20 protein-coding genes and 3 pseudogenes are annotated in these 24,289 nt (G+C 41.3%); 15 read left to right on the top strand and 8 right to left on the bottom strand.

All coding sequences use genetic code 11. From position 1 onward, the window contains the following. Together tnpC and infC are read right to left on the bottom strand one after the other, a co-directional pair. A pseudogene (tnpC, locus tag H6G86_RS34055) lies at positions 1 to 1,052 on the bottom strand (IS66 family transposase); the annotation flags it as partial. A gap of 72 nt (positions 1,053 to 1,124) precedes the next feature. Continuing rightward, entirely contained in the window at positions 1,125 to 1,640 is a 516-nt protein-coding gene (gene infC / locus H6G86_RS34060) for a translation initiation factor IF-3 (RefSeq protein WP_190938064.1), read from the bottom strand. A 243-nt stretch (positions 1,641 to 1,883) separates the two neighbouring features. Here infC and H6G86_RS34065 point away from each other — a divergent pair, with 243 nt between their 5' ends. Further along, positions 1,884 to 2,072 (top strand): hypothetical protein, encoded by a 189-nt coding sequence (locus H6G86_RS34065; RefSeq protein ID WP_012413105.1) that lies wholly within the window; start codon positions 1,884 to 1,886, stop codon positions 2,070 to 2,072. A gap of 236 nt (positions 2,073 to 2,308) precedes the next feature. Then, the gene (locus tag H6G86_RS34070; protein WP_190938047.1) at positions 2,309 to 2,752 is read left to right on the top strand and encodes a hypothetical protein; all 444 of its coding nucleotides are present in this window, start codon (positions 2,309 to 2,311) and stop codon (positions 2,750 to 2,752) included. 185 nt (positions 2,753 to 2,937) lie between these two features. Here the strand turns inward: H6G86_RS34070 and H6G86_RS34075 are convergent, their stop codons facing one another. Next, a complete protein-coding gene (locus H6G86_RS34075) occupies positions 2,938 to 3,870 on the bottom strand; it encodes a GIY-YIG nuclease family protein (RefSeq protein ID WP_190938048.1) in 933 nt (310 codons plus the stop codon). A gap of 422 nt (positions 3,871 to 4,292) precedes the next feature. Between H6G86_RS34075 and H6G86_RS34080 the strand changes: the two genes are divergently transcribed. The 6 genes from H6G86_RS34080 to metK all read left to right on the top strand — a co-directional run bounded on the left by H6G86_RS34080 (position 4,293) and on the right by metK (position 12,991). Further along, positions 4,293 to 5,102 (top strand): GNAT family N-acetyltransferase, encoded by an 810-nt coding sequence (locus H6G86_RS34080; RefSeq protein WP_190938049.1) that lies wholly within the window; start codon positions 4,293 to 4,295, stop codon positions 5,100 to 5,102. 37 nt (positions 5,103 to 5,139) lie between these two features. Then, entirely contained in the window at positions 5,140 to 6,459 is a 1,320-nt protein-coding gene (locus H6G86_RS34085; RefSeq protein ID WP_190938050.1) for an MFS transporter, read from the top strand. A gap of 549 nt (positions 6,460 to 7,008) precedes the next feature. Continuing rightward, positions 7,009 to 7,341: a YciI family protein gene (locus H6G86_RS34090; RefSeq protein ID WP_190938051.1), complete on the top strand. Its 333-nt coding sequence runs from the start codon at positions 7,009 to 7,011 to the stop codon at positions 7,339 to 7,341. Between the two features lie 190 nt (positions 7,342 to 7,531). After that, positions 7,532 to 7,864 carry a transposase gene (locus H6G86_RS34095; RefSeq protein ID WP_190938052.1) on the top strand — a complete coding sequence of 111 codons (333 nt, stop codon included), beginning with the start codon at positions 7,532 to 7,534 and terminating at the stop codon, positions 7,862 to 7,864. Between the two features lie 514 nt (positions 7,865 to 8,378). After that, positions 8,379 to 11,609, top strand: coding sequence for a cation-translocating P-type ATPase (locus tag H6G86_RS34100; RefSeq protein ID WP_190938053.1), 3,231 nt, complete (start codon positions 8,379 to 8,381; stop codon positions 11,607 to 11,609). Positions 11,610 to 11,791: 182 nt separating this feature from the next. Continuing rightward, the gene (gene metK / locus H6G86_RS34105) at positions 11,792 to 12,991 is read left to right on the top strand and encodes a methionine adenosyltransferase (RefSeq protein ID WP_190938054.1); all 1,200 of its coding nucleotides are present in this window, start codon (positions 11,792 to 11,794) and stop codon (positions 12,989 to 12,991) included. Positions 12,992 to 13,225: 234 nt separating this feature from the next. On the opposite strand, the gene psbA is transcribed toward metK, so the two are convergent. After that, positions 13,226 to 14,308: a photosystem II reaction center subunit D1 gene (gene psbA / locus H6G86_RS34110; RefSeq protein ID WP_190938055.1), complete on the bottom strand. Its 1,083-nt coding sequence runs from the start codon at positions 14,306 to 14,308 to the stop codon at positions 13,226 to 13,228. A 162-nt stretch (positions 14,309 to 14,470) separates the two neighbouring features. Here psbA and H6G86_RS34115 point away from each other — a divergent pair, with 162 nt between their 5' ends. From H6G86_RS34115 to H6G86_RS34125, 3 genes and pseudogenes are all read left to right on the top strand, one after another. Further along, the gene (locus H6G86_RS34115) at positions 14,471 to 17,914 is read left to right on the top strand and encodes a helix-turn-helix domain-containing protein (RefSeq protein WP_190938056.1); all 3,444 of its coding nucleotides are present in this window, start codon (positions 14,471 to 14,473) and stop codon (positions 17,912 to 17,914) included. Between the two features lie 284 nt (positions 17,915 to 18,198). Continuing rightward, complete coding sequence (locus tag H6G86_RS34120; RefSeq protein WP_190938057.1) at positions 18,199 to 18,483, top strand: alpha/beta fold hydrolase; 285 nt, start codon at positions 18,199 to 18,201, stop codon at positions 18,481 to 18,483. Between the two features lie 15 nt (positions 18,484 to 18,498). Continuing rightward, positions 18,499 to 18,912 (top strand): annotated as a pseudogene (locus tag H6G86_RS34125) (alpha/beta fold hydrolase); the annotation flags it as partial. A 75-nt stretch (positions 18,913 to 18,987) separates the two neighbouring features. On the opposite strand, the gene H6G86_RS40080 reads toward H6G86_RS34125, so the two are convergent. Then, a complete protein-coding gene (locus H6G86_RS40080; protein WP_369009478.1) occupies positions 18,988 to 19,134 on the bottom strand; it encodes a hypothetical protein in 147 nt (48 codons plus the stop codon). A 37-nt stretch (positions 19,135 to 19,171) separates the two neighbouring features. After that, a pseudogene (locus tag H6G86_RS34130) lies at positions 19,172 to 19,675 on the bottom strand (transposase); the annotation flags it as partial. A gap of 85 nt (positions 19,676 to 19,760) precedes the next feature. Here H6G86_RS34130 and H6G86_RS34135 point away from each other — a divergent pair. Beyond that, positions 19,761 to 20,552, top strand: a complete 792-nt coding sequence (locus tag H6G86_RS34135; RefSeq protein ID WP_190938059.1) for an IS5 family transposase — start codon at positions 19,761 to 19,763, stop codon at positions 20,550 to 20,552. Continuing rightward, positions 20,543 to 20,740: an NblA/ycf18 family protein gene (locus tag H6G86_RS38310; protein ID WP_190938065.1), complete on the top strand. Its 198-nt coding sequence runs from the start codon at positions 20,543 to 20,545 to the stop codon at positions 20,738 to 20,740. Before H6G86_RS34135 ends, H6G86_RS38310 begins: the two co-directional genes overlap by 10 nt. Positions 20,741 to 20,902: 162 nt before the next feature. Here H6G86_RS38310 and H6G86_RS34145 read toward each other — a convergent pair whose 3' ends face one another. Then, entirely contained in the window at positions 20,903 to 21,346 is a 444-nt protein-coding gene (locus tag H6G86_RS34145) for a hypothetical protein (RefSeq protein WP_190938060.1), read from the bottom strand. 342 nt (positions 21,347 to 21,688) lie between these two features. On the opposite strand from H6G86_RS34145, the gene H6G86_RS34150 reads away from it, so the two are divergent. Together H6G86_RS34150 and H6G86_RS34155 are read left to right on the top strand one after the other, a co-directional pair. After that, the gene (locus H6G86_RS34150) at positions 21,689 to 22,120 is read left to right on the top strand and encodes a protein kinase domain-containing protein (protein ID WP_190938061.1); all 432 of its coding nucleotides are present in this window, start codon (positions 21,689 to 21,691) and stop codon (positions 22,118 to 22,120) included. 222 nt (positions 22,121 to 22,342) lie between these two features. Continuing rightward, a complete protein-coding gene (locus H6G86_RS34155) occupies positions 22,343 to 22,558 on the top strand; it encodes a Rid family hydrolase (protein WP_190938062.1) in 216 nt (71 codons plus the stop codon). A gap of 47 nt (positions 22,559 to 22,605) precedes the next feature. Here the strand turns inward: H6G86_RS34155 and H6G86_RS34160 are convergent, their stop codons facing one another. Next, a complete protein-coding gene (locus tag H6G86_RS34160; RefSeq protein WP_190938063.1) occupies positions 22,606 to 23,832 on the bottom strand; it encodes a calcium-binding protein in 1,227 nt (408 codons plus the stop codon). Between the last annotated feature and the right edge of the window lie 457 nt (positions 23,833 to 24,289).

Below are 24,289 nucleotides of genomic sequence, written 5' to 3' on the forward strand. Positions count from 1 at the left end.
TCATCAATTAAATTAACAAACGTTTCACCGATAGCTTGGTTGTGAAGACCTGGAAGAATAATTAGTTTTTTGAAGTGTCGGCGTAGATGAGCCAAACATTTTTGCTGGGCAAAAGCTGGATAGCCATTGTAAACGCGCTTATTCATCGCTGCTGAGTACCCCTGTATATTCAGTCCCTAAAATAGCTGATAATTCGGATCGTGAACGAGTGTCAGTAGCAGTAAACAGGCAGAAATCAGAATTGGCAACTACCCACAACCATTCTTTTATCCCTTTAACTGACCAAGGCGTTTCATCCACATGAACATTCGGTTGTGTCTGTTTTACCCAACTACTTAACTCAATAATGCTCGGTTCAATTGCTTGAGTTATTCGTTCATTGGTTGCTACTATTGTTCCTAGCCCAATTTCAACTTGCCCAAGTTCCCACAACATTTCTTGCTGTTTTTCATAGGGCATGTGTGCATAGTTGTTTACTTACCCATCCTAAAAATGCCTGTAATCTAACTCCTAAATCCTGCCCTGGAACGATATCTGGCGACCATGAGGCTGTTTGTATATTTCCACAGCATTCACACACGCACGTATGGCGTTGATACTCCACTATTTCAATTGGACGTTCTACTAATTGCGCTACAGACTGTTTTTCTATTTTTACTGCCACGGTCGCAAATGCTTTTTGACCGCAGTAAACACAATCTTCTGGACGTAAGATTTCATAACGATCTACTCTGCCAAAACCCTTACGCGTTTTTCCCTGATGCCCTGGTTGCCCGCCTGGTTTTCTTTTGGGATGATTCGATTCTCCGTCCAGGGATGCTTTTTTGTTTTCGCTCTTTTTTAGAATATCCCCAGATGGTGGTTTCGATGAGGTAGAACTATCTAAGTCTCGGCTGACTTTTAAACGTTCTACTTCAAGGTGTAGTTCTAAGATTGTTTTCTGTAACTCACATATTGCCTTGCCCTGCTCAATAATTATCTCTACCAGTTCTTCTTTTGATAACTGGTTCAAGCTTTCTCGGTCTAAAACAGTACGGCAGGTTTTGGTTCATATTTGTGATACTCCCCCTCAAGTGTCCCCTTTGTCAATACTCTGCCACCTGAATTCTTACTTAAAAAGTAATTTAGGCAGGAATGATTAAAGCAATTAGTGAACGCTTATCAAGTGATTGAACTTTACCTACAGACTTCAGATCACTTACAACCCGGTCTAGTAGTTCTCCAGCTTGGTCACGATATTGATGTTCTCGACCTCGTAAACGAACAGCAAACTTCACCGAATCGCCTTTACTCAACCACCCAACTGCTTGTTCAATGCGTAACTTATAATCAGCCACACCTATATTCAAACCAAACCGAACTTCTTTTACTACTGGTCTAGCACTTTGTGCCTGACGCTTTTTCTTTTGATACTGAAGCTTGCCATAATTCAGAATCTTTGCAACTGGAGCCTCTTTTCCTTCAGACACTAATACTAGGTCTAACTCTAGGCTTTCGGCTAGCTGTAATGCTTCATTAGTATCGGTCAAACCACGATTATTATTCTCATGGTCAATCAAGAAAACTTGGGGTGACTTGATTTGCGAGTTTATTAGTTGTTTTGGAATTGCGATAACGTTTGACTCCCATGTATTACAAATCTATAGAGTGTTAGCCATGCCGACTATTAACAGCCTTGTTGTATAAATTTATCGTAACCTAATCCTTTGCTCCTCTTTTTTACAGAACCTGCATAACATGGGCGCTTCTATTAGGAATTTTCTGTATGCTTTGGCATTGATTCATCCTATTGTCACCTTTTAAGAGGAACTTGTGTGAAGCTGTAAGAGAATGAAGAATTAAACTTTCTTCTACTAATCAGTTCTAACTTACATAGTGTAAATATGCCTTCAATTTCCTACAACCGCACCGATAGCCAGCAACCACAAAGCATTACCATTCAAGGTTATGTTGTCCGTCCCGGATTACACATTCTCACTTACGAGCAACTCAAGTTGCTACGGGAGCAAACACAGCATCATTCTCAGCTTGAACATTTAGTCAGCCAAGGTGTGATTAAGTTGACTGGTTAATAGTCGCCAGCACAAAAATTCTAACTCGCTACATCTAATTCCACTGTTGCTGGCTGTTGTTGCTCCTTGACAGCACCCAGCTTCTCAATAAAAGCGTCAATTACCTTGGCTGCTGACTGCTTGCTTGTTTTCAACTTCTCAAGAATTTTTCTAACCTTTTTGCTTCGCTTAATGTGAGGAAAATTGTTATTGGTTTACACTTGTTTAACGTCAACTGTTTTGCAGAGGTAATACAGATGTGGGAATGTTGCAAATGCCATGAGCAGAATGAAGAGACTTTCTCTTTCTGCTGGAGTTGTGGTACCTCAAACGATGGAATCGAGGACAAGTTATTCCAGGGAGTTGACGAAATTGCTCCTTCTAGCATTAAAGGTCAGCCAGTCTTCGTAACATCAACAGGGCTAGCCGAGTATCCAGACCAACAAGAATTTGAACTTTTGGTGTGTGTTAAATGTGGCTCTGAAAATATAATTCCAAACGTTCGTATTGTCACTCACACAGAAGAGTTTAAAAAGGATCTGCAAGTAGAAATTTATGAAAATCCAAAAGCGCTCATATTTAAAGGAACTCACACTGGGACATTAACAGCATATATTTGTGGTCAGTGCGGTTATACAGAAATGTATATCAGCAATCCACAATACTTACTCAATCAGTACAGGAAGAACAAGAAAATTTAATTAGCAATGTTTACTTAAGGGGCTGCGCCTATAGGTTCTTGCTCTATCTCCATATCTGCCTTCTCAACCCCCATAATCAGCAACCATATCTTGTGAGCTACCAAAGAAAAAACCAAAATCACAGTTGCTGCCTATGATAGGCTGGCTGATACTGGTTGTGTTCTTGCACTGATAGGATATAAACGCTATACAGCAACTTGAATCAAACTAGTATTCTCCTCAAGAATATCTATTTCATCTTGACAAAGTACTTTAGATTGCATTTGTTGCAGGTCACTCAGCACGATTTTGACATCCTCAGTATTAAATTTATAATACTCAGTTAAACTGCCGATGGGATAATTAAAGCCCTGATAGCGGTGTTTGAAATACAGTTCAACATTACCTCTATGCTCCCAAGTTCCTAATACTCTAATAGCAGCACTCGAATAATGAGCAAGTAAATCTATTTTTACTTCTGCTACTCGCTTGAAAACGGGTCTAGTAGTTACTCCTATTTTGTAGATAATTCCAATATTAGTTTCAATCTCTAAGAAATACAGTCTAGAAGATAGAATACGTTGAAGTTGAGCGCGATACAGATTTAAATCAGTAAGTCGGTATCCTAAATCTGGAGCGTTTTTGTATTCAGCGTGTTTAAAAGCTAGCTCCAGCTTCAGCAGTTTTTTAAGTAATAGTAGCTCTTGCACATCGTTGAATTGCCTAAACTCTAGCGCCCCGACAGGAATTTTACCCAAATCACTAAATTCATATTCTCTTGGGGTTAAGTATAGGTTTTTTCTCAACATCCCTGCTTTTATCAACCCTGGAGTAACTAAGTAGGAACTAATAAGGTAATTTTTGGCTCCGTACTCATGCCAAAGCAGCTTTAACTTTACCAAATCCTTGCCTGATAATTGAACGTTGAAATTATCATAAAGTGGTAGAGTTGGAAATTCTCGGTTAGCTATGGGGCGACAAGTTTGATCCTTATGAGCAAAATGATGCTCTTTTACCTTACCTTTTTTAGCTGTTAGACCACCATTACAATAAGGACACTTAAGTAAAGTCTTTCCCCTGCTGATATCTTCAATACATATCAAGATACCTTCTTCATTTACACCAAATTTTAGCCACATCGTCAGATCATTATTGAATAGTTAAACTTGCTCTTACAAGTGTGCTTCAACTTTTCAAAAATGTATCTATCTTCTGGGCTAGGTAATGTTGATTTGAAGAATGTAAATGCAATGGAATCAAGCGAATATTGAGCTGAGATATGTGTTTTTTCCTGCAAGATGACCTCCAAAGGCTTAATTTTTCGTTACCAAACACGGCTTTTTTGTTTCCACTGTATTAAATTATCAAAACTATACAGGACAAGGCTTTTCCGACCCGGAATGCAGGTTTTTACACCTATCTCGGCTTCATACCTATTAGGCATTAATTCCTCTTGCCCTTCTTAAATGAGCGAATTCTAAGTAATATTCCCATTTACTACTAACAATAAACACATTATAATCTGAAAAGATACGAGTATACACTGTAATGCGAACCCTCTATGCTAGCTGAAAAAAACATTGCTTCAAGTTTAGTGATTGAAACCCACGATTATCTATTACGGCTAGCAGTTACAGAAACAGATTTAATCTCGTTATACCGGTTGCGTTTTGAAGTTTTCAATTTGGAACTGGGCGTAGGACTTACAACATCTAATGCTAACCAATTAGACCGAGATAAATTTGATGATGTTTTTCATCATTTGATGATAATTTCAAAGCGTACAGGTCAAACCATCGGTACTTATAGGCTACAAACTTATACAATGGCTTGTGACGGATTTGGCTTTTATTCGAGTCAGCTATTTAACCTAAATGTTATTCCCAATACCGTGCTTCATTCGAGTGTCGAAGTTGGACGTGCCTGTGTCGCTAAAGAATACCGTAATAGCAGGGTCTTTTTTTTACTATGGAAGGGAATAGCTAAATATTTAGTTTGGAATGGTAAGAAAAATTGCTTTGGAACGTCATGCTTCGTAAATCAAAATCTTGAGCAAGCGGCTCGTGCATATCGTTATTTCCAATCGTCGAAATTGGTATATCCAAATATTTTGGTTTATCCACATTCCCAATATAGATTTGAAATTAACCAAATTTTGACTGATGTTGATAATGTTGATATTCCTAATATCTTGCGTGCTTACTTGCGGATTGGAGCAAAAGTATGTAGCTTACCAGCAATTAATCGAGAATTTAAATCTATTGATTTTTTGACTTTATTCAGTATTTCCGCGATGAATCGGAGACATTACCAAATGTTTTTTGAGAAGGAAGACAATTTTGTTCCTTTGAGCGCATCACAGCGTCAATGAGCAAAATTAATAATTTTTAATTCCAATTTAAAATTAGATGATACAGCATACTCAAACCCACCATCTACGAGTTTTTATTATTATTTGGTTAGGACAACTGATTTCCCTCATCGGTTCTGAACTAACTGGCTTCGCACTGGGTATTTGGGTATATCAAAAAACTGGTTCGGTTACTCATTATAGCCTTATTTCCGTATTTACTTTGCTACCGGGGCTAATAATTTCTCCTCTAGCTGGAGCTTTAATAGACCGCGAGAGCCGACGATGGGTAATGATATTTAGTAACTGCGGTGCTGCTTTGTCTGTAGGCGCGATCGCCTTACTACTTGTTACAGGTAAGCTGGCGATCTGGCATATCTACATAATTGTTGCTTTTTTGAGTATTTGTAACGTCTACCATTGGCTAGCTTATAGCGCTTCGATTACTTTACTAGTACCTCAGCAGCATTTGGGTCGCGCTAGCGGTATGACGCAATTAGGAGAAGCTGTTGGTAAGCTCATTTCACCAATATTGGCAAGTATATTATTGGTTACTATTCAACTACAAGGCATATTCCTTTTAGACTTTAGCAGTTTCTTGTTTGCAATTGTCACCCTACTAATAATCCAAATTAGAGAAGTAAAAACTACTAACAATAATCAAGATGATAAAAAGTTCCCACTGCAAGAGGTACGATTCGGTTGGAATTATATTACAGCTAGACCAGGACTTTTCGCACTGCTTGTTTATTTTACGATCGCTAACTTTACTGTCAGTACCGCTGAAGTCTTAATCACACCTTTAGTATTATCTTTTGCATCTTCTACGGTGTTAGGTAATGTATTGTTTTTGGCTGGTAGCGGTATGTTAGTGGGAAGCGTAGTTATGAGCGCATGGGGAGGACTGCGACCTTATATTTATGGTGTACTTGGTGGGGAACTGCTTTTGGGCTTTTGTTTTATCCTTATTGGGCTGAAGACTTCCGTTTCACTGATTATTGTTGCTGGTTTTGCTGCCTTTTTTAGTGTCCCAACGATTAATAGTTCTAGTCAAGCTATTTGGCAGAGCAAAGTTGCTCCCCATCTACAAGGAAGAGTTTTTGCTGTCAGAAAAATGCTTGCTTGGTCATCCCGACCCTTAGCTTATCTAATTGCTGGACCCTTAGCTGACAAAGTTTTTGAACCGTTAATGAAAAAAAATGGTTTTTTGGCTGGAACTATTGGACAAGTAATTGGTGTGGGGTCGGGTCGTGGTATCGGTTTAATATTTATTGTTATGGGAACGCTTACTATACTTTTTACTCTTGTTGCTTATCAGTATCCTCGCCTGCGACTAGTAGAGGATGAATTACCAAATACTATTACTGATAATTATTAGGTATCGCTACGCGATAGTCGGACAAAAGTGGCATTGAGTTAGGTCGAAGGGGAGTATTATCTCTCGCCTCTCCTATTTAGAACCGGACATACCCGTTTCCGTGTATCCGGCTCCCAACAATCTTAAGTAAACTGAGTTCGGGATAAGCTGAAACCCTTTGCTTATGCCAAGCCGCGAGGAAAGCCACAATTTAGTCATTTAACAAATTTGCGATCGCTCTTGATTGTTGGGTGCAGGGTGTAGGAAAAATCAGAAAAGCCAAAGTTAAGTGCAACCTGAATAAATTATTTTATTACTAAACCCCACACCCATAGGTCTTATAGTCGATTTAGCTTTAAGGGGCGTGCCATTTGGTTTTGTAACAATGTATTAAGAATAAATAATTAGGTTTTATTGAACAAGAACATGGGATTGTAGATTAGGGCAGAGTTTATCCAATCTTTGAAGATACACTGGCGTTCATACAGTCGCTATTTCATGACACAAAAGTATTTCTTGTTCTTGGGTCATACAATCTGAACACCATCTCAAATCACCAATTAGAGCATTATGTCTAAACTTTTTGCCGTTGTGGTTGCAACTGTTCGTGAGTATTACGACTATAAATTGGCTCACCCAGAGCATGACCAAAATCAACTCGCTTGGTTTAATGAGCAACATGAGAAAGGAACACTACTGTGCTGTGGGCCGTTTTTTCCCCATGATGGAACTGGGCTTTGGGTAATCCAGGCGGATAATCTTGAACAGGCTCAATCTATAGTAAACAGTAGTCCTCGTGTGCGAGATGGTATGCTAGCGGACTCTGCTAGAGTTGTGGAGTGGGAAGTTCACATTGGACGCGATCGTTTTGCCCCCGTTTCTACGGGCGTTGAACCCTCGTAAATTGGCAAAGGTATTGTCTTTGAATCGGGGGTTAATCTATCCTTCATTCGCAAATGTGCCCGCGCTAAATCGCAGGGAACGAGCCTATGCTCCAAAGCCAAATCGCAAAGGGAGAAATGTCTCAGTGATTGGTGCCATTAGCTTGAAAGGACTGCTCACTCAGTAGAGTGGTTTAGGTTCTATTGATGCCTTGACCTTTGATGCCTTCATCGCTCAAAAGCTCGTACCCAAACTTTGGACTGGTGCAGTCGTGATCATGGATAACTGCTCGATCCATAAAAGTGATGAACTTGAAGCTTTGATCATCGCTGCTGGAGCTAGCCTCATTTATCTCCCCCCTTATTCCCCCAATTTTTCACCTATTGAGAACTGTTGGTCGAAGATTAAGAACATTCTCCGTCGCATCGGTGCAAGGACTTATCCTGATTTGCTCAAGGCATTAGATGCAGCATTTGCAGAAGTGACGATAGACAATTCACTGGGTTGGTTTACTCACTGCTGCTACTATACTTCAGAAGACTGATAACCGCTATACTGGCTTTTGACACTTGCCACGAGTTTTTCTGAGGAACTCACTCTCTACGTGCAACCGATAGTCGCACCAGTCCCCTTGCGGGGTAATAGCCTTTGGAAACTTTGCATCAAAAATGCACCTATTTCATGCACCCTTAGTTTCAGTCCCCTTGCGGTGTAGCCAGCCAACTACTTTCTCTGGCTGATGTTGATTTTGTCTAGTTACTGTGTGCTGACACAGATGGTGAAAATTTGGTTTATCAAGAAATATGGCTACAACTAAGCAGCTTACCCCTAACAAATTATTCTTAAAAGTAGGAACTGACTAAAACTGACTTGTCGTGTGAAAATCTCGGATCTGTCTTATGGGCAAATGTGAAGAGAAATGTAAAAGGTAGCAGAAAGAATCTGTCACCTTGAACCCTGACTCTGACCTCTAATTCTCAAGTATCTGAGTGTGAGATGCATTTGACCTGAGTCTATCCATAACTCCACCTCGCCGCGAAGTTCAGCTAATTGGAAAAATGAACAATCATGTCTCCAACTCCCGCCGCAATAGGAATCCTATTGTTCGGGCAATACATACTGCTGTTAAAGGGAGAGCTAGATATAAGGTTGATCAGCTTCATCGTTCGGAGTCACTCAAGCAATACATTGAGTTAAGACTCAAAGATGAAGCAGGTATTAGGGATGTCTTTGCTAACCCAGTTACAGGAAGTGTACTTGTAGTTTTCCAACCAGATTTTAGCCCGCAAGCGATCGCCTTGCTGATCAAAGCTATTGTCTGCGATTTCCTCGAAAAGGGCGGAAAATCTCTAGCTAAGACACCTCTGATCAGCCCAGCTAAACAGCTATCTTCCCCAAAAAGAGGAAACTTCACTAGTAAAATGAGCAAGTTGACGACATCGGGTCAGGAGCAACAAATTTTACCCTGGCACGTATTAAAAGCAGATACTGCCATAGCTGATTTACACACATCACCGACATCAGGATTATCTAGTAATACTGCTCAAGCTAACTTGCTCAAATACGGAGCAAATGTCCTACCCGCATCTGAAACTCGCTCTAAGCTGAGTATTTTTATTGACCAATTCAAATCTTTACCAGTAGGACTACTGAGTGTTGCTGCCGGTCTGTCAATCGCTATTGGGGGAGTGGCTGATGCTGTAGTAATTATGGGGGTTGTATTCATAAATGCTGTGATTGGCTACGCCACAGAAAGCAACTCAGAAAAGATTATTAATTCACTCAAGCATCTAGTTAAACCATCTGCTGTGGTGATTAGAGATGAAATTTCTCAAGAAATCAGTGCTACTGAGATTGTTATAGGAGATATTTTGGTACTCAGACCGGGCAGTTATGTGCCAGCTGATGCCAGACTTATTGAAGCAAATCGTTTAAGCGTGGATGAGTCTGCTCTAACGGGTGAGAGTTTACCTGTTCCCAAAAATACAGAACCACTTACCAATCAAGATATACCTCTTGGCGATCGCGTGAATATGGTCTACATGGGGACTTTAGTCACTGGTGGCCAAGGATTAGCTGTAGTTGTTGCTACAGGCAAATTTACCGAAATGGGCAGAATTCAAACTCTGGTATCCGAGAGCCAAATGCCAGAAACGCCCATGCAGAAACAACTCGACCAAGCGGGGAGTCAACTCGTCGTGGTATCGGGGGCTGTTTGTGCGGTTGTCTTTGGTATCGGTTTGTTGCGGGGATATGGTTTGCTAGAGATGTTGAAATCATCCATATCTTTAGCTGTGGCTGCGGTTCCCGAAGGGTTGCCAACTATTGCAACTACAACTTTAGCTTTGGGGATCGCCAATATGAGGCGACATAACGTCCTGATCCGGCGGTTGGATGCGGTGGAAACCTTGGGTTCCGTACAGACAATTTGCTTGGATAAAACAGGCACACTCACAGAAAATAAAATGTCTGTGGTTGAGCTATATGCAGATACCAAATCTATCCAAGTAACATCTGACGGCAAATTTATTACCCAATCAGAAGATATTAACCCTTACAACTGCGATCAACTCTTAAAGCTGATTCATGTATCAGTACTGTGCAATGAGAGTGAATTCCACAAAAATTCGGCTGGTGAGTATGTGGTTAAAGGTTCTGCCACAGAGAATGCTCTAATTTATTTGGCAATTAATGCTGGGGTAGATGTCATTCAACTCAAAGAAAATTATCCATGTTGCCACACCAACCATCGCTCAGAAAATCAAAACTTCATGAGTACGATGCATACCATAAAACATGAGGATAGCCCATCCCCGAATTCAGCAGATGTGGATCTAGATAGTTTACCTTTAGTTGCTGCCAAAACTGAAATCGGTGGATTACAACCATTGGCAGTAAAGAAAAAACGCCGAGGTCGTCCGCCGTCATTGCCTCACGCTGAACAGTTGCTTGTGGCAATAAAGGGTAGCCCTTCAGAAATGTTAGAAATGTCTACCCAGCAGATTAAAAATGGTGAACTAGTACCTTTAACAGAATCAGAAAGACTTGCCATTGAGAACGAAAACGAAGTCATGGCTGGTAAAGGACTGCGGATACTAGGGGTAGCTTACACCCACATCAATGCAGGACAAACAAATGGCAACGTTCCGCGTAATGTGATTTGGCTGGGTCTGATTGGTATGGCAGATCCAATTAGAAATGGTGTGAAAGACTTGATGGGTGTCTTTCATGAGGCGGGTATTAATACAGTCATGATCACCGGGGATCAAAGTCCCACCGCTTACGCCATTGGCAAGGAGTTGAATTTGAGTCAGGGAGAGCAACTAGAAATCCTCGACTCCACTAACCTCAACAACCTTGATTCCGAACTGATGAGAGGACTGTGCGATCGCGTTAATGTTTTTGCTAGAGTTAGTCCTGCCAATAAATTACAAATCGTCCAAGCTTTACAAAGTGCAGGTAAAGTTGTCTCTATGACCGGAGATGGGATCAATGATGCTCCGGCTTTAAAGGTTGCTGATGTCGGTATCGCTATGGGGCATACAGGCACAGATGCAGCCCGGGAAGTGGCAGATATTGTCTTAGAAAATGACAATTTGGAAACCATGATTATTGCTGTTAGTCATGGACGAACAATTTATAACAACATCAGAAAATCTGTCCATTTCCTCCTGTCTACCAACATGAGCGAAATCATAGTGATGCTGACAGCAACAGTCGCGGGTATTGGTCAGCCTTTAAATGCCATGCAACTATTGTGGCTGAATCTGGTAACAGATATTTTCCCTGGACTAGCTTTGGCTTTGGAACCACCAGAACCGGATGTGTTGAATCAACCACCCCGCAATTCTGATGAACAAATTATCAAAACATCGGATTTTCAAAGAATCATTTTTGAGTCAGCGACAATTTCTGCTAGTTCTCTAGCAGCATACAGCTACGCAATTAGCCGCTATGGCATTGGCCCCAAAGCCAGCACTATCGGTTTTATGAGCCTGACAATGGCGCAACTGCTGCATACTCTGAGTTGTCGTTCGCCACAACACAGCATTTTTAGCTCCGAAAAACTGCCAGCTAACCGCTACTTAACCGTAGCTCTGGGAGGTTCCTTCGGGCTGCAAATATTAGCAGCAGCAGTACCCGGACTCAGACAAATGCTGAATCTAACGCCAATTAATCTCCTGGATGGTGCTGTCATAGGCACTAGCACCTTACTACCATTTGTGGTGAATGAAGGTACGAAACAAATTCAAAATTCAAAATTTAAAATGACGCTCGTTCGCTCTTAGCGTCTCCCCTTGGGAGAAGACTCGCTCTAAGCGAAGCTATGCCGAAGGCTTTACGCTGCGCTAACAAAATTCAAAATAATTCTAGCCTTTGATGATGCGTTAGCCCTATTTATCACTCTCTCCAACGCTCACATTCTTACTCTGATTCTCTGCGTCTCTGCGGTTCTGCGTGAGAAAAATTTATGAAAAAAGACTTTTTATTTACATCTGAATCTGTCACCGAAGGACATCCTGATAAACTTTGCGATCAAATCAGCGATGCTATTGTCGATCAGTTTCTCCGGCGAGACCCCTTTGCCAGAGTAATTACCGAATGTGCGGTATCGACTGCCATTGTCTTCATTTCTGCCAGGTTTGAGTCTGATGCGATCGTGGATTTTACGAAAATAGCCAGACAGGTAATTAAGCAGGTGGGTTATGACCAGCCTGACTTTAATGCTAAGACTTGTAGCATCATGACTAGCTTAAAGGAATTGCCCCCCAGTGAAAATCGCTTGTGTGATGAAAAAAACCTCTCGGACGCGGAGATAGAAGATATTTCCGTCAAAGACCAGGTGACGGTATTCGGTTTTGCCTGCAATCAAACCAAAGTTTTGATGCCACTTCCTATTTGGCTGGCACACCAATTAGCTAAGAGACTGGCTACTGTTAGGCAGGAGAAAATATTGCCGTACCTAGCACCTGATGGTAAAACTCAGGTAGCAATCGAATACAAAGACAGCAAACCCCATCGTATTTATAGTATTACGTTGATTGCCAGTCAGAGTAAGTTATTGGAATCAAATGGAGCTAATCTCAAGCGTCTCCAGGAAGATTTGCGAGAAGCCGTGATTGATGTTGTCTTTGCAGATGAAGAACTGAAACCCGATGCTAACACCAGAATATTTATCGACTCTGACGATCCCTTTGCGATCGGTGGCCCTTCTGTTCATTCGGGGTTAACGGGTAGGAAGAATGCGATCGATACTTACGGCGAGTATTCCCGCCACAGTGGTGCAGCGCTGAGTGGCAAAGACCCCACACGCATAGATCGGGTAGGAGCTTATGCAGCACGTTATGCTGCGAAGAATGTAGTTGCAGCTGGTTTAGCTAATGAATGTGAGGTGCAACTTACTTACTCTATTGGACTTTCTCGCCCTGTGAGTATTCAGGTAGAAACCTTTGGTACAGGCAAAATTTCTGATGAAGAAATTGCTGTAATCTTGGAGAAGAATTTTGATTTTCGCCTTGCGGGGATCATTCGGGAGTTTAATCTGAGATTCTTACCTGCGATCGTTAAAGGCGGATTTTATAAAAAGCTTGCCGCCTACGGTCATGTGGGTAGGCTAGATATTGGTGTTTTGCCTTGGGAGGAAACAGATAAAGTGCCAGTTATGCAATAAACCTCTTGCATAAATCGATAGATGGGTAGGGGCACAACATTGTTCATTGGTGTCAACATTCCCACAACTCCAGTGCACCAGCCGTATTGTAGAGTGCGTCAAATGCCGGTTGATATCACTGATGGAGAAGGGGAGATAATTTCAAAGTCTCTTTCCCAGATAGGGAGACGTTAAAAAACCCGGCTTCAACAAAGTAAGCCGGGGTAAGCACTTATAAAAAATGACAGTTAAACCTTAGCCATGGATAGCAGGGGCATTGAAAGCTACTGGTGCTGCTTCAGCCGCAGCCAAATCTAGAGGGAAGTTGTGAGCATTACGCTCATGCATTACTTCCATACCCAAATTGGCACGGTTAATCACATCTGCCCAAGTGTTAATTACGCGCCCTTGAGAGTCGATGACAGATTGGTTGAAGTTGAATCCGTTCAAGTTAAATGCCATCGTGCCGATACCCAAAGCAGTAAACCAGATACCAATCACAGGTAAAGCTGCTAAGACAAAGTGCAGCCATCGGGAGTTTTGGAAGCTGACATATTGCCAAAATAGCCGTCCCAGATAGCCATGAGCCGCAACGATGTTGTAGGTTTCTTGTTCTTGACCGAACTTATAGCCGTAGTTTGCAGATTCGGTTTCGCTAGTTTCACGAACTAAGGTAGAAGTCACCAAAGAACCGTGCATCGCAGAAATTAAAGCACCACCAAACACACCAATAACACCTAACTGATGAAATGGATGCATCAGGATATTGTGTTCAGCTTGGAACACCAACATAAAGTTGAAAGTTCCAGAAATACCCAAAGGCATACCATCAGAGAAAGAGCCTTGACCAATGGGATAAATTAAGAAGACAGCAGTCGCAGAAGCCAGGGGAGCGCTATAAGCGACACAGATCCAGGGACGCATTCCCAAGCGGTAGCTCAACTCCCATTGCCGTCCCATGTAGCAAGCGCAACCAATTAAGAAGTGGAAGATTACTAGCTGGTAGGGGCCACCATTGTAAAGCCACTCATCTAAAGAAGCTGCTTCCCAAATGGAGTAGAAGTGTAAGCCGATCGCATTTGAAGAGGGAACAACCGCACCAGAGATAATATTGTTGCCATAAATCAAAGAACCAGCAACAGGCTCACGGATACCATCGATATCTACGGGAGGTGCAGCAATAAAGGCGATGATGAAGCAAGTGGTAGCTGTTAGCAGGGTGGGAATCATCAGAACACCGAACCAACCGATGTATAGACGATTATCAGTGCTGGTGATCCACTCACAGAAGCGCTCCCAGACATTGGTGCTAGAGCGTCTTTGTAAGGTAGTAGTCATAGTTTAGAATAATTTCAAGGATTTTGTTGATGATTTAAAGTTGTTGATTCCCAAAGAACAACAACTGATAGCATCTTAAAAAAGTTGCTAAATCTTTGCAGTAACTAATAGTTATTCAAAGTGACAAGTTGAAGTTAACTTTAGTAAGCAATCTCTAAGTAAATGACTGTCGAAGAAGCCTTAGCCATTGTTGAAATAATTCTGGGAAAAATATCTCTAAATGACTTGCAAGAGATTATTTTTCGACAGTCATGGGAACAGAAAACGTATCCAGAGATTGCTGAAAAGTTTGGTTATGATGCCGATTACATCAAAATTGTTGGCTTTCGACTCTGGAAAAGGCTCTCCAAGGCGATGGGTGAGAAAGTTACTAAAGATAACCTCCGTTCGTCTTTGAGAAGATGGTGTTCTCGTCAGAAGAATACTGGAGAAATCAAGCCTGATAATTCCATAAAAACTTATCAAGACTGGGGTGAAGCGCTCGACGTTTCGATTTTTTACGGGCGTTTCCAAGAAATTGCCACCTTAGAGCAGTGGATTAATCAAGACCGTTGTCGGTTAGTGGCACTATTGGGGATTGGGGGAATTGGTAAAACTTCTTTATCTGTGAAGTTGAGTGAGAAACTTCAGGGAAACTTTGAGTATGTTATTTGGCGATCGCTTTATAATGCCCCCACTATTGAAGCATTACTCACTAGCTTGATTCAAGTTCTCTCTCACCAACAGCAGGGAGATTTACCCGAATCTGTCAGTGATCGCATTTTTCGACTGCTTACCTATCTCCAAGAACATCGCTGTCTACTGATTCTCGATAATCCAGAGACAATCTTAACCAGCCATGAGGGCCGAGCAGGTCAATATCGCTCTGGTTACGAGGGGTATGGCGAACTTTTTAAGCGAGTTGGTGAGTTTCGCCACCAAAGCTGTTTGGTGCTGACGAGTCGAGAAAAGCCTAAAGAGGTGGCGGTACTTGAAGGCGAAAAGTTGCCTGTTAGAACTATGCAATTATCTGGTTTATCAATCGCTGATGGACAAGCAATTTTTAGCTGTAAAGGTAATTTTATTGGGGCAATTTATGAATGGCAAACTCTAATTGAATCCTATGGAGGTAATCCACTAGCACTGAAGATTGTAGCAACGACCATCCGGGATTTATTTGATAGCAATATTTCAAACTTTCTGGCTCAAGGTACTGTTGTATTTGGCGATATTCAAGATTTGCTTGAACAACAGTTTCAACGTTTATCAGCTTTAGAGAAATCAGTTATGTATTGGTTGGCAATCAACCGCGAACCTGTAAATTTTTCAGAAATACAAGCTGATTTATTATCCTTGGTTACATCTTCTCAACTCTTAGAAGCATTGTCAGCTTTAGAAAGACGAAGCCTGATTGAAAAAGGTAATGCTTTATTCACACTACAGCCTGTGTTGATGGAGTACATTACTAGTCGTTTGATTCAACAGGTTTGTGTTGAAGTTGAAACTCAAAAAACTTATCTTTTCAAAAGCCATGCACTGCTGAAAGCAACGGCGAAAGACTATATCAAAGAAATTCAACTTTACTTAATTCTCAATCCTGTAATTAAAAAATTACTTTCTTTGTTCGGAAGTGCAAATCTGATTGAAGCTCAACTGATGACAATTCTGGCATCACTTCGCGGCAAAAAACCAATAGATGCTGGTTATGTGGGCGGAAACACGATTAATTTACTTCATCAGCTGCAAGTGGATCTAAGCGATCGCAACTTTTCTAGTTTGACGATTTGGCAAGCTGATTTAAAAGGTGTGAATTTACACCAAACCAATTTCGCCTATTCAGATTTAACTAAATCTACTTTTACAGCAAATCTCAGCTATACCTTTACACTAGCAGTTAGTCCAAATGGCAGTCTTCTGGCAATCGGGGATACCCTTGGTCAAATTTCCCTATGGCAAACAACAGATGGACAGCAATGCTTAACCTGGGAAGCACACACAGGTTGGGTGCGTTCTATTGTATTTAGTGCCGATGGACAAACCTTATTTAGTGGCAGTGATGACCAAACTGTTAAACAATGGGATCTCACAGGTCAATGCCTACAAGTATTCAGGATGCACACAGGCTTTGTTTGGTCTGTAGCCCAGGCTCGGCAAGAAAACTATTCAGTCCTTGCCAGTGGTGGTATGGATCAAACGGTTAAATTATGGGATATTCAGACAGGGGAATGTCTAAAAAGTCTTGAAGGACACACAGATTGGATCTGGGCGATCGCTCTGAGTAAAGATGGTAAAACTTTAGCAAGTGGTAGCGCTGATGGCACTGTGAGGATTTGGGATTTAGAAGCAATGCAGTGTTTGCAAACTCTCCACGGTCATACAGGCCATGTCTGGTGTGTAGCTTGTAGTGCTGATGGTCAAACGCTAGCAAGTGGCAGTGCTGATACAATAATTCGCTTGTGGGACATTCACACTGGAGAATGTGTGAAAACTTTGTCAGGGCACACCCACACAGTGCGATCGCTGACATTCACTCCAGATGGAAAAACCTTGATTGCCAGTGATGACAACCAAACTGTTAAGTTCTGGAATATTCATACAGGACAGTGTTTCCGAACTTTTCGCGGACATGGTAGTGGTGTGTGGGCATTAGCGACCTCTCCACTTGATGAAAATGACCGCAGCCAAGTCTTAGCCAGTGGTGAAGACCAAACAGTTAAATTATGGGATATTAATACTGGTAAGTGTGTCAAAACCTTTACTGGTCATACTAATTGGGTACGAACCGTAGCTTTTCATCCCCAAGGTAATACCATTGCCAGTGGCGGTGCAGATGAAACAGTGAGAATTTGGGACATAGAGACAGGAGAATGTCTGCAAGTCTTACGGGGTCATACTAACTGGCTACTCTCAGTTACCTACAGTCCCGATGGACAAACTTTAGCCAGTAGTGGTAGTGACAAGCAGGTACGGATTTGGGATGTCAAGACAGGTGTTTGCCTGGGTGTGTTATGTAACCACACTAATATTGTCTCATCACTTGTTTACAGTCCTGATGGCAAGATGCTAATTAGTTGCTGTGCAGATTCCCTAATTCGAGCTTGGGATGTTGCTACAGGGGAATGTTTGAAAATTTTTCGTGGGCACACAAACGGTGTGTGGTCAGCTAAATTTAGTCCAGATGGGCAAACCTTGCACAGTAGCAGTCAAGATGCAACCATCAAAATTTGGGATTTCAAGACTTGCCAATGTCTAAGAACCTTGGAAGGACATACTGATGCTGTGATCAGTGCTGCCAGTCCTAATGGTTGTCTGCTGGCAAGCGGAGGAACCGACCAAACCGTGAGAATTTGGGATATGAAAACTGGGAAGTGCTTGAGAGTATTGATTGGACACACACGATGGATTTTTGCGATCGCATTTATCCATTCTCCAGTTAAAAGTCCAATTCTTGCTAGCAGCAGTGAAGACCAGACCATCCGCTTATGGAATGTCGAAACAGGTGAATGTCTGAAAATTCTCAGAACTCCTAGACCTTATGAAGGCATGAATATTACAGGGGTCGTTGGTTTGACGGAATCTGTGCGATCGTCACTTTTGGCACTAGGAGCTATAACAGAAGGTTCTTAAATAAATGTCGGGCGAGGTTGTGTATGTGTCAGATGGTTAGGCTGTGGCATTGCAGAAGATGATGCGGCGGTTTCCCCGCGATCGGTAATACCAATTCTTCAAAATTAGGCAACAGATTCTTTCTCTTGAAAGTGCTACTAATTTAAGTTTATTAATTCCGAATTCGATTTTATATAATCCACACCTATATAAGCCTTGAGAAAGTTTCGTCAATGCTGTGAGCTTACTACTGTTATATAACAGTAGAAATAATTTACCGAGTTATGGTAAATGAGGTTGTGGTTTTGAACTCTCAATTAACTAATCATCAGGTCGATTTACAAGATTGCACTATTTTTTATCAGCAAAGTAAGTTGGATTCGAGTTCAACCCCCATCCTATTGCTACACGGCTGGGGAATCTCTACTGAGCCTTATCAAGAAGTGCTGGAACTACTAGCACAGCACCATACTATAATTGCTCCTGACTTGCCCAGTTTTGCAAGATCGACTTACTCTGGTCTAATTTCTGATTACGTTAGCTATAGCAAATTTCTTCTTTCATTTTTGTCAGTTTTAGATTTACAATAATTTCATCTAGTAGGACACTCATTCGGTGGCGGTATTGCTATTACTTTATGTACACTTGTTCTACAAAAAGTCAGAAGTGTAATTCTGATAGATAGTACTGGAATTCCTACGCCATCTATACCGGAGATGATCCCGCAAAGGGCAATCGAAATGACCGCTCAACTGTTTCTGCCAAGACGCAAGTTGAAATTAGTTGATATTCCTTTGGTGTTCTCCTATAACTTGTTATTTAATACAAAAAATGTCATTCAAGGATTGCTAATTTCTTTATACGAAGATATCAGCCATCTACTACCAAAAATCCAAGCTCCTTGTTTGCTAGTATGGTCAGAAAAAGACCTAACTACGCCATTAAGTAACGCCCAAGAAATGGCGGCAATTATTCCCGGCTCTAAATTAGGGCTTGCTGAAAAAGTCATAAAAAAGTAATCTTAAGCGTTGACCAGTTATTCAAGCATGGTCAAATATAGCTTTATGTTATCTATATTTAAATAAAATATGATTTTAAATTATAGTAAACTGAGAAAAAGGTCTATTTTTGAAAAATAGACATAAAAAAACATAAAAAACCCGTGAGAGGTGGGTAGAAAGATTCATTACTAAAAAAGTAATAGCAATTGCTGTTTGAGAAGTATGAGACAGTTTTGTCATCACTCGATTGAGACTAAATGTTCTTTTACCTTGTCCGAGTCCTTGGTTTTTTCTCTAATGTACTTTTTATCTGTTCATAAAGAAGGTCTATGATTCGTTCTGTCTGTTTTCTTGCTTGATTTAATAGCTCTAAATCTGTTGGATAGCTAATGTCTGCTGGCGCACAAGTCGCATCTAATATTAATTTTCCCCGATTTCTTGGCGTGTTATCTTCTTTTTCTAATTCTTCTGTTTTTTTTTGAGTTGATTCAGTTGATTCAGTTGCTAAAGTCGAAGATGTTGTCTCTAGCATCCTTTTAACAGTTTCTTGATTCACTCTGTTTACTAAGTCTGCACTAATCCTTTCACGAAAATGGACTAACATAGATGCATCAAATGGAGCTTCATTAATATAGGATGACATCCCTATGAAGTACTGTAGATAAGGATTTTCCTTGATTTGTTCTATTGTCTCTCTATCACTTATTCCTAGTTTTTCTTTAATTATTAATGCCCCTAATGCCATCCGAAACGACTTGGCTGGCGCTCCCATCTCTTTAGAGGCTGTTTGAAAAGTTAGAGAAATGGTAAAAAAGCTCTCTCAGTATACGCTGTAAATAGATCGTAGACAGCACTGAGAGAGCAACATGAGTAAAGCATACCCTAGCAATCTGACCCTCGCCCAATATGAATTTCTGAGTGACATGATTCCAGAACCAAAACCCGGTGGTCGCAAGCGTGAAGTTGATATGTGGGAAATCTTGAACGCAATTTTCTATGTTTTGGTAGAAGGAGTTAGATGGCGAGCGCTACCGGGTGACTTTCCCGTCTGGCAGACGGTATATAGCTATTTTCGCAAATGGCGCAAAGACGGAACGTGGCTGAAAATTCATGATCATCTCCGGCAGTGGACACGGATTGAGCAGGATCGCCATCGAAGTCCATCGGAAGCGATCATCGATAGTCAAAGCGTCAAGAGTGCAGCGATGGTTAGTCAATTGATAGGCTTTGATGCAGGAAAAAAAATCAAGGGACGGAAGCGATTTATGACGGTCGATACCTTGGCGTTAGTATTGCGGGTCTTGGTCACGGCGGCCAATGTGGATGAGCGAGAAGGGGGAAAACAAGTTCTTAAACGGGTGAAACACTCTCAGGAGCAGGTATCTCGTTTGACTATTCTCTGGGTGGATGGCGGCTTTGATGGTGAGCCGTTTATGCAGTGGGTGATGAATTTTTGCCGTTGGATTGTGCAGGTGGTGTTGCGCCCGGAACAGACCAAGGGCTTTGTCTTGCTCAAAAAACGTTGGGTGGTTGAGCGCACTTTTGGTTGGCTCATGGGGTGTCGGCGGTTGGTCAGAGACTATGAGTTATTACCCGAAACATCAGAGACATTTATCTATCTTGCTATGATCCGGATCATGGTGAGGCGATTGGCATAAAATTTTACTCCTCAAAACTTTTCAAACACCCTCTTAGAATTTTCTCTGATCAAGTGCAGCAGATGTCCCGTGAACAAGCTCAAGAGTTTTTGCAGATGTTCTATAAGCAGATGATGATAAGGGAAAAGACTTACCAAGAATTGCTCAAACATCAGTGGGAAGTTGATTCCGGTTCAATCTTGGGCTAAAACAAACCTTGCTCCCGTCACTTTAAGCAACAGACAAGATAACGAACACACAATTGTCTTTTTCAAGGGCAAGGCAATAGAAATTATTTCCTCCAAACAGGGAAACTGCTCGCATAACCAACTCCCAGTAACAGTTTTGATGGAATAGCGTACTACTCTGACCTACACCGCCACCAACCAATTGCACACCACAGACGTACACCTGCTCCCAAAGTTAACCAAAACTTGCCACTGCCCCAAATACCCATTCCAGTAAGGCTCACCATCGGCTACCCCAATAGCCTCGCCAAGCTGGGAAACCAGCTGTTGGTAGAACTGTCTAACACTGTCGAGTCCTTGGCGCAATTTCAGGCTTAACCCCTTCCATCTTTGGACAAAAGGATCTTCTTGGGTAAATGTTTGGGGAATGTCAAGAGATTCCGTGTCAATACCTGGTGTTTGTAACTTTATATTCTTCGTGACTGACACCAACTCACAAGAAAACGCTTCATCCCGATTTAACCACTGCTCAAAAATCGAATCACGCTGGTCATCAGGGGCAACAAACCGATAAACGCACTCCCGATTTTCACGCTTACCCAATCGACCCACATAGTCTAGTTTCAAATCAATTTTGGCAAGTAAGGCACAAGCCTAGAAAAAGATACCAGCCGTCAACATCAAGATCCACGCCACACAACGAATAATCCTAAAACACGGCTGGTATCTTTTTAAAGCGGTCTCCCCTAACTTCTGAGCGATGTCTAGACGGGCTACGCCTACGCCTAAAACTTTCGCAATAAGCAAGATTAATTGACATTATTTTCATCTCTATTGGCATGATGCGACCGCTCTGTTCTTTAAACCGACGGGGTGCAAATTGACTTTTACTAGAGAAAGTTGAAGAATAATCGTTAAGTCTTGTTGGCTTTGAATCTTGTGTGTGGAATTGAACCGAGGTGCAGCATTATGATTAATCTCCCCTTAATTGAGGTTCACTCCCAAATATACTTAAGCGTGAATTCAGTTGTCTACCGAGGGGTAAGCAAGGGAGAGAATACACCAATCATCCTGAAAGTCCTCAAACAGGACTATCCTACCCCTCAAGAACTTACGCGCTACAAACAGGAATATGAAATCACTCGTTCTTTAAATGTAGAAGGAGTGATAAAGGTTTATAGCATCCAAGAATATCAACGAACACTCGTGATGCTGTTGGAGGATTTTGGCGGGGAGTCATTAGCAAAATTGCGTTCACAATTGCCCGCGTTTAGCCCAATACCTTTGGCTGATTTCTTACGTTTGGCGATTCAAGTCACAGAGATATTGGGTAATATTCACAGCAGTAATGTCATCCATAAGGACATTAACCCGATTACATATCTCGTACAGTGCGATTAAACGCTCGCGGGTACGAGCATGATTTGCTTTTAATGCTTCTTCCCTCAATATTGAGCTACTTTGATTCCAACGATCGTATTCGACTTTGAGCATCTGTGTTTCGTTCTCAGCTACACCCACTTATTTAAACTAATATATCTTCTTGAAAAACTCCAGTTCTCAAGGTGGATGAGGTTTACTGGTTTAATTGTAGATACATTTGGAAGGAGATTCCACAATTAAATGAGTCGTCAATTCATATCTTCTGGTTCTATCTTTGAGCAAGAAATTGCTTATAAGAGAGCAGTTGTTGATGGAAACTGGGTTTTTGTTTCTGGTACCACGGGTTTTGATTACAGTTCGATGAGCATATCTGATGATGTTGTAAAACAAACAGAGCAGTGTTTTAAAAACATTAATGCTGCAGTAACAGAGGCAGGACTGGTAATGCGGAATTAATCTATACAAATCTACGTAACTAGATTTGTATAGATTAGTTGAGTTAATTAACCAGCAGGAGTTACAAAAATATTGGTTGCACTAAAAGCTAAACCTGGAGAAAGCTGTGCAAATTGGAATTGAGCCATTCCACCAGCTCCATCGTAATCAAAAGAGAGAATTCCTGTACTATTGTTGTAGATAAATCGGTCATCATAATCGATCGCTTGCGAACCTATTACAAAGCAATCGCTGCTGAGAGTACCCCAAGCTAATCCAGAGCCAAATGGGGAGCTAAAGTATATTGTATCTTCTGACACATTGAAATCTTGAATAGTATCAATACCAGCATCTGCTCTATAGTAGAACTTAAAAGAGTCCAGTCCGCTTCCTCCAGTTAGAGTATCATTGCCACCTTGACCTTCAAGGTAATCGTTCCCTGCTCCGCCAACAAGTTGGTCATTACCACTTTGCCCATAAAGATCGCCATAAAGATTATCGTTGCCATCTCCTCCATCGAGATAGTCGTTGCCTAAATCTCCAGATAAGTTATCACTGTCTGCTTCACCATAAAGAGCGTCGTCTCCATCGCCTCCATTGAGGTAATCAGTACCAAAGTATCCCAACAAAACATCATTACCTGCATCCCCAAAAAGTTGATCGTTACCATTCCAACCATCTAAATTATCGTTACCAGATGCACCACGAAGAGCGTCATCACCATTATCTCCAAATAAGATATTGTTTGCTTCGTTTCCAGTAATTGAGTTATTGAGTTGATTACCAGTTCCTCTAACAGTTAATCCGATCAATTGTAAATTTTCTACATTTGCTCCCAAGGTGTAATCAACGTTTGCACGAACGGTATCAATTCCCTCGTTAGCATTTTCTATTACAATGTCATTGTTATAGTAAGAAAGGCTAGAAACAATATAAGTATCATTTCCCGAACCCCCATACATATAATTGATGCCATCACCTCCATCAAGGTAATCATCGCCAGCACCCCCATAGAGATTATCGTTACCTCCTTCACCATAAAGGCGATCGTTTTGATCGCCTCCATTAAGAAGATCGTTCCCGTACCAGCCAAATAAGATGTCTTCACCCGATCCACCAAATAGCTGATCGTTTCCATCGCCTCCATCAAGGTAATCATTACCACCACCGCCATTCAAGGTATCATTGCCGCTATAGCCATACATTTGATCGTTATATACTGTTCCTTGAAGGTTATCATCGCCAATTCTAATACCCCCAAAAATAAACAGCTCAGAACCTTTAATAATTGCCATATTTAGAACTATTGAAAAACTTCAACTTTGAATATAGAAACTAATCGGGTAAAACTAGGGGAAAGAAAAATAAAATAGCAGATATCTATTAAAAGGCGATAAGCAATAAGAAAATCCCCTTCATCATCTTGTTTTCCCGCAGTAATCTAGATTTGCAACGTACCATTGCAGTACATCTGTCCGCAAGGATTTACACATTGGTGCAATAGTTACTTTTTGGTAAACATGGCTCTAAATCCTGATTCTAATGATTCTCAATTGACCTACTTTCCTCAACCAGCGCTTGAACGGATTGCCAAGATGAATCTGTTTGACATCAAATGCGCTGCTCATCAAATGGGTTCTTGTCAGCTTTTGATACTGCTGGCGAAATATTGCTTAACAAATAAGTTGGCTCCATCAAGAGTTATTTAGGATCTAAAAAGCGATCGCTTGAGGTATGATTCGATGTCACTGA

The organism is Nostoc sp. FACHB-133, from assembly GCF_014698055.1.
GTDB lineage: Bacteria > Cyanobacteriota > Cyanobacteriia > Cyanobacteriales > Nostocaceae > Nostoc.

What these genes read in the sequence shown, in the direction of transcription:
- H6G86_RS34135 (WP_190938059.1), top strand. Translation starts at nt 19,761, where the DNA reads ATGAGTAAAGCATACCCTAGCAATCTGACCCTCGCCCAATATGAATTT.
- H6G86_RS34100 (WP_190938053.1), top strand. Translation starts at nt 8,379, where the DNA reads ATGAACAATCATGTCTCCAACTCCCGCCGCAATAGGAATCCTATTGTT.
- H6G86_RS34160 (WP_190938063.1), bottom strand. Translation starts at nt 23,832, where the DNA reads ATGGCAATTATTAAAGGTTCTGAGCTGTTTATTTTTGGGGGTATTAGA.
- metK (WP_190938054.1), top strand. Translation starts at nt 11,792, where the DNA reads ATGAAAAAAGACTTTTTATTTACATCTGAATCTGTCACCGAAGGACAT.
- H6G86_RS34155 (WP_190938062.1), top strand. Translation starts at nt 22,343, where the DNA reads ATGAGTCGTCAATTCATATCTTCTGGTTCTATCTTTGAGCAAGAAATT.
- H6G86_RS34065 (WP_012413105.1), top strand. Translation starts at nt 1,884, where the DNA reads ATGCCTTCAATTTCCTACAACCGCACCGATAGCCAGCAACCACAAAGC.
- H6G86_RS34085 (WP_190938050.1), top strand. Translation starts at nt 5,140, where the DNA reads ATGATACAGCATACTCAAACCCACCATCTACGAGTTTTTATTATTATT.
- H6G86_RS34070 (WP_190938047.1), top strand. Translation starts at nt 2,309, where the DNA reads ATGTGGGAATGTTGCAAATGCCATGAGCAGAATGAAGAGACTTTCTCT.
- H6G86_RS34075 (WP_190938048.1), bottom strand. Translation starts at nt 3,870, where the DNA reads ATGTGGCTAAAATTTGGTGTAAATGAAGAAGGTATCTTGATATGTATT.
- psbA (WP_190938055.1), bottom strand. Translation starts at nt 14,308, where the DNA reads ATGACTACTACCTTACAAAGACGCTCTAGCACCAATGTCTGGGAGCGC.
- H6G86_RS34115 (WP_190938056.1), top strand. Translation starts at nt 14,471, where the DNA reads ATGACTGTCGAAGAAGCCTTAGCCATTGTTGAAATAATTCTGGGAAAA.
- H6G86_RS34150 (WP_190938061.1), top strand. Translation starts at nt 21,689, where the DNA reads ATGATTAATCTCCCCTTAATTGAGGTTCACTCCCAAATATACTTAAGC.
- H6G86_RS34090 (WP_190938051.1), top strand. Translation starts at nt 7,009, where the DNA reads ATGTCTAAACTTTTTGCCGTTGTGGTTGCAACTGTTCGTGAGTATTAC.
- H6G86_RS40080 (WP_369009478.1), bottom strand. Translation starts at nt 19,134, where the DNA reads ATGACAAAACTGTCTCATACTTCTCAAACAGCAATTGCTATTACTTTT.
- H6G86_RS34080 (WP_190938049.1), top strand. Translation starts at nt 4,293, where the DNA reads ATGCTAGCTGAAAAAAACATTGCTTCAAGTTTAGTGATTGAAACCCAC.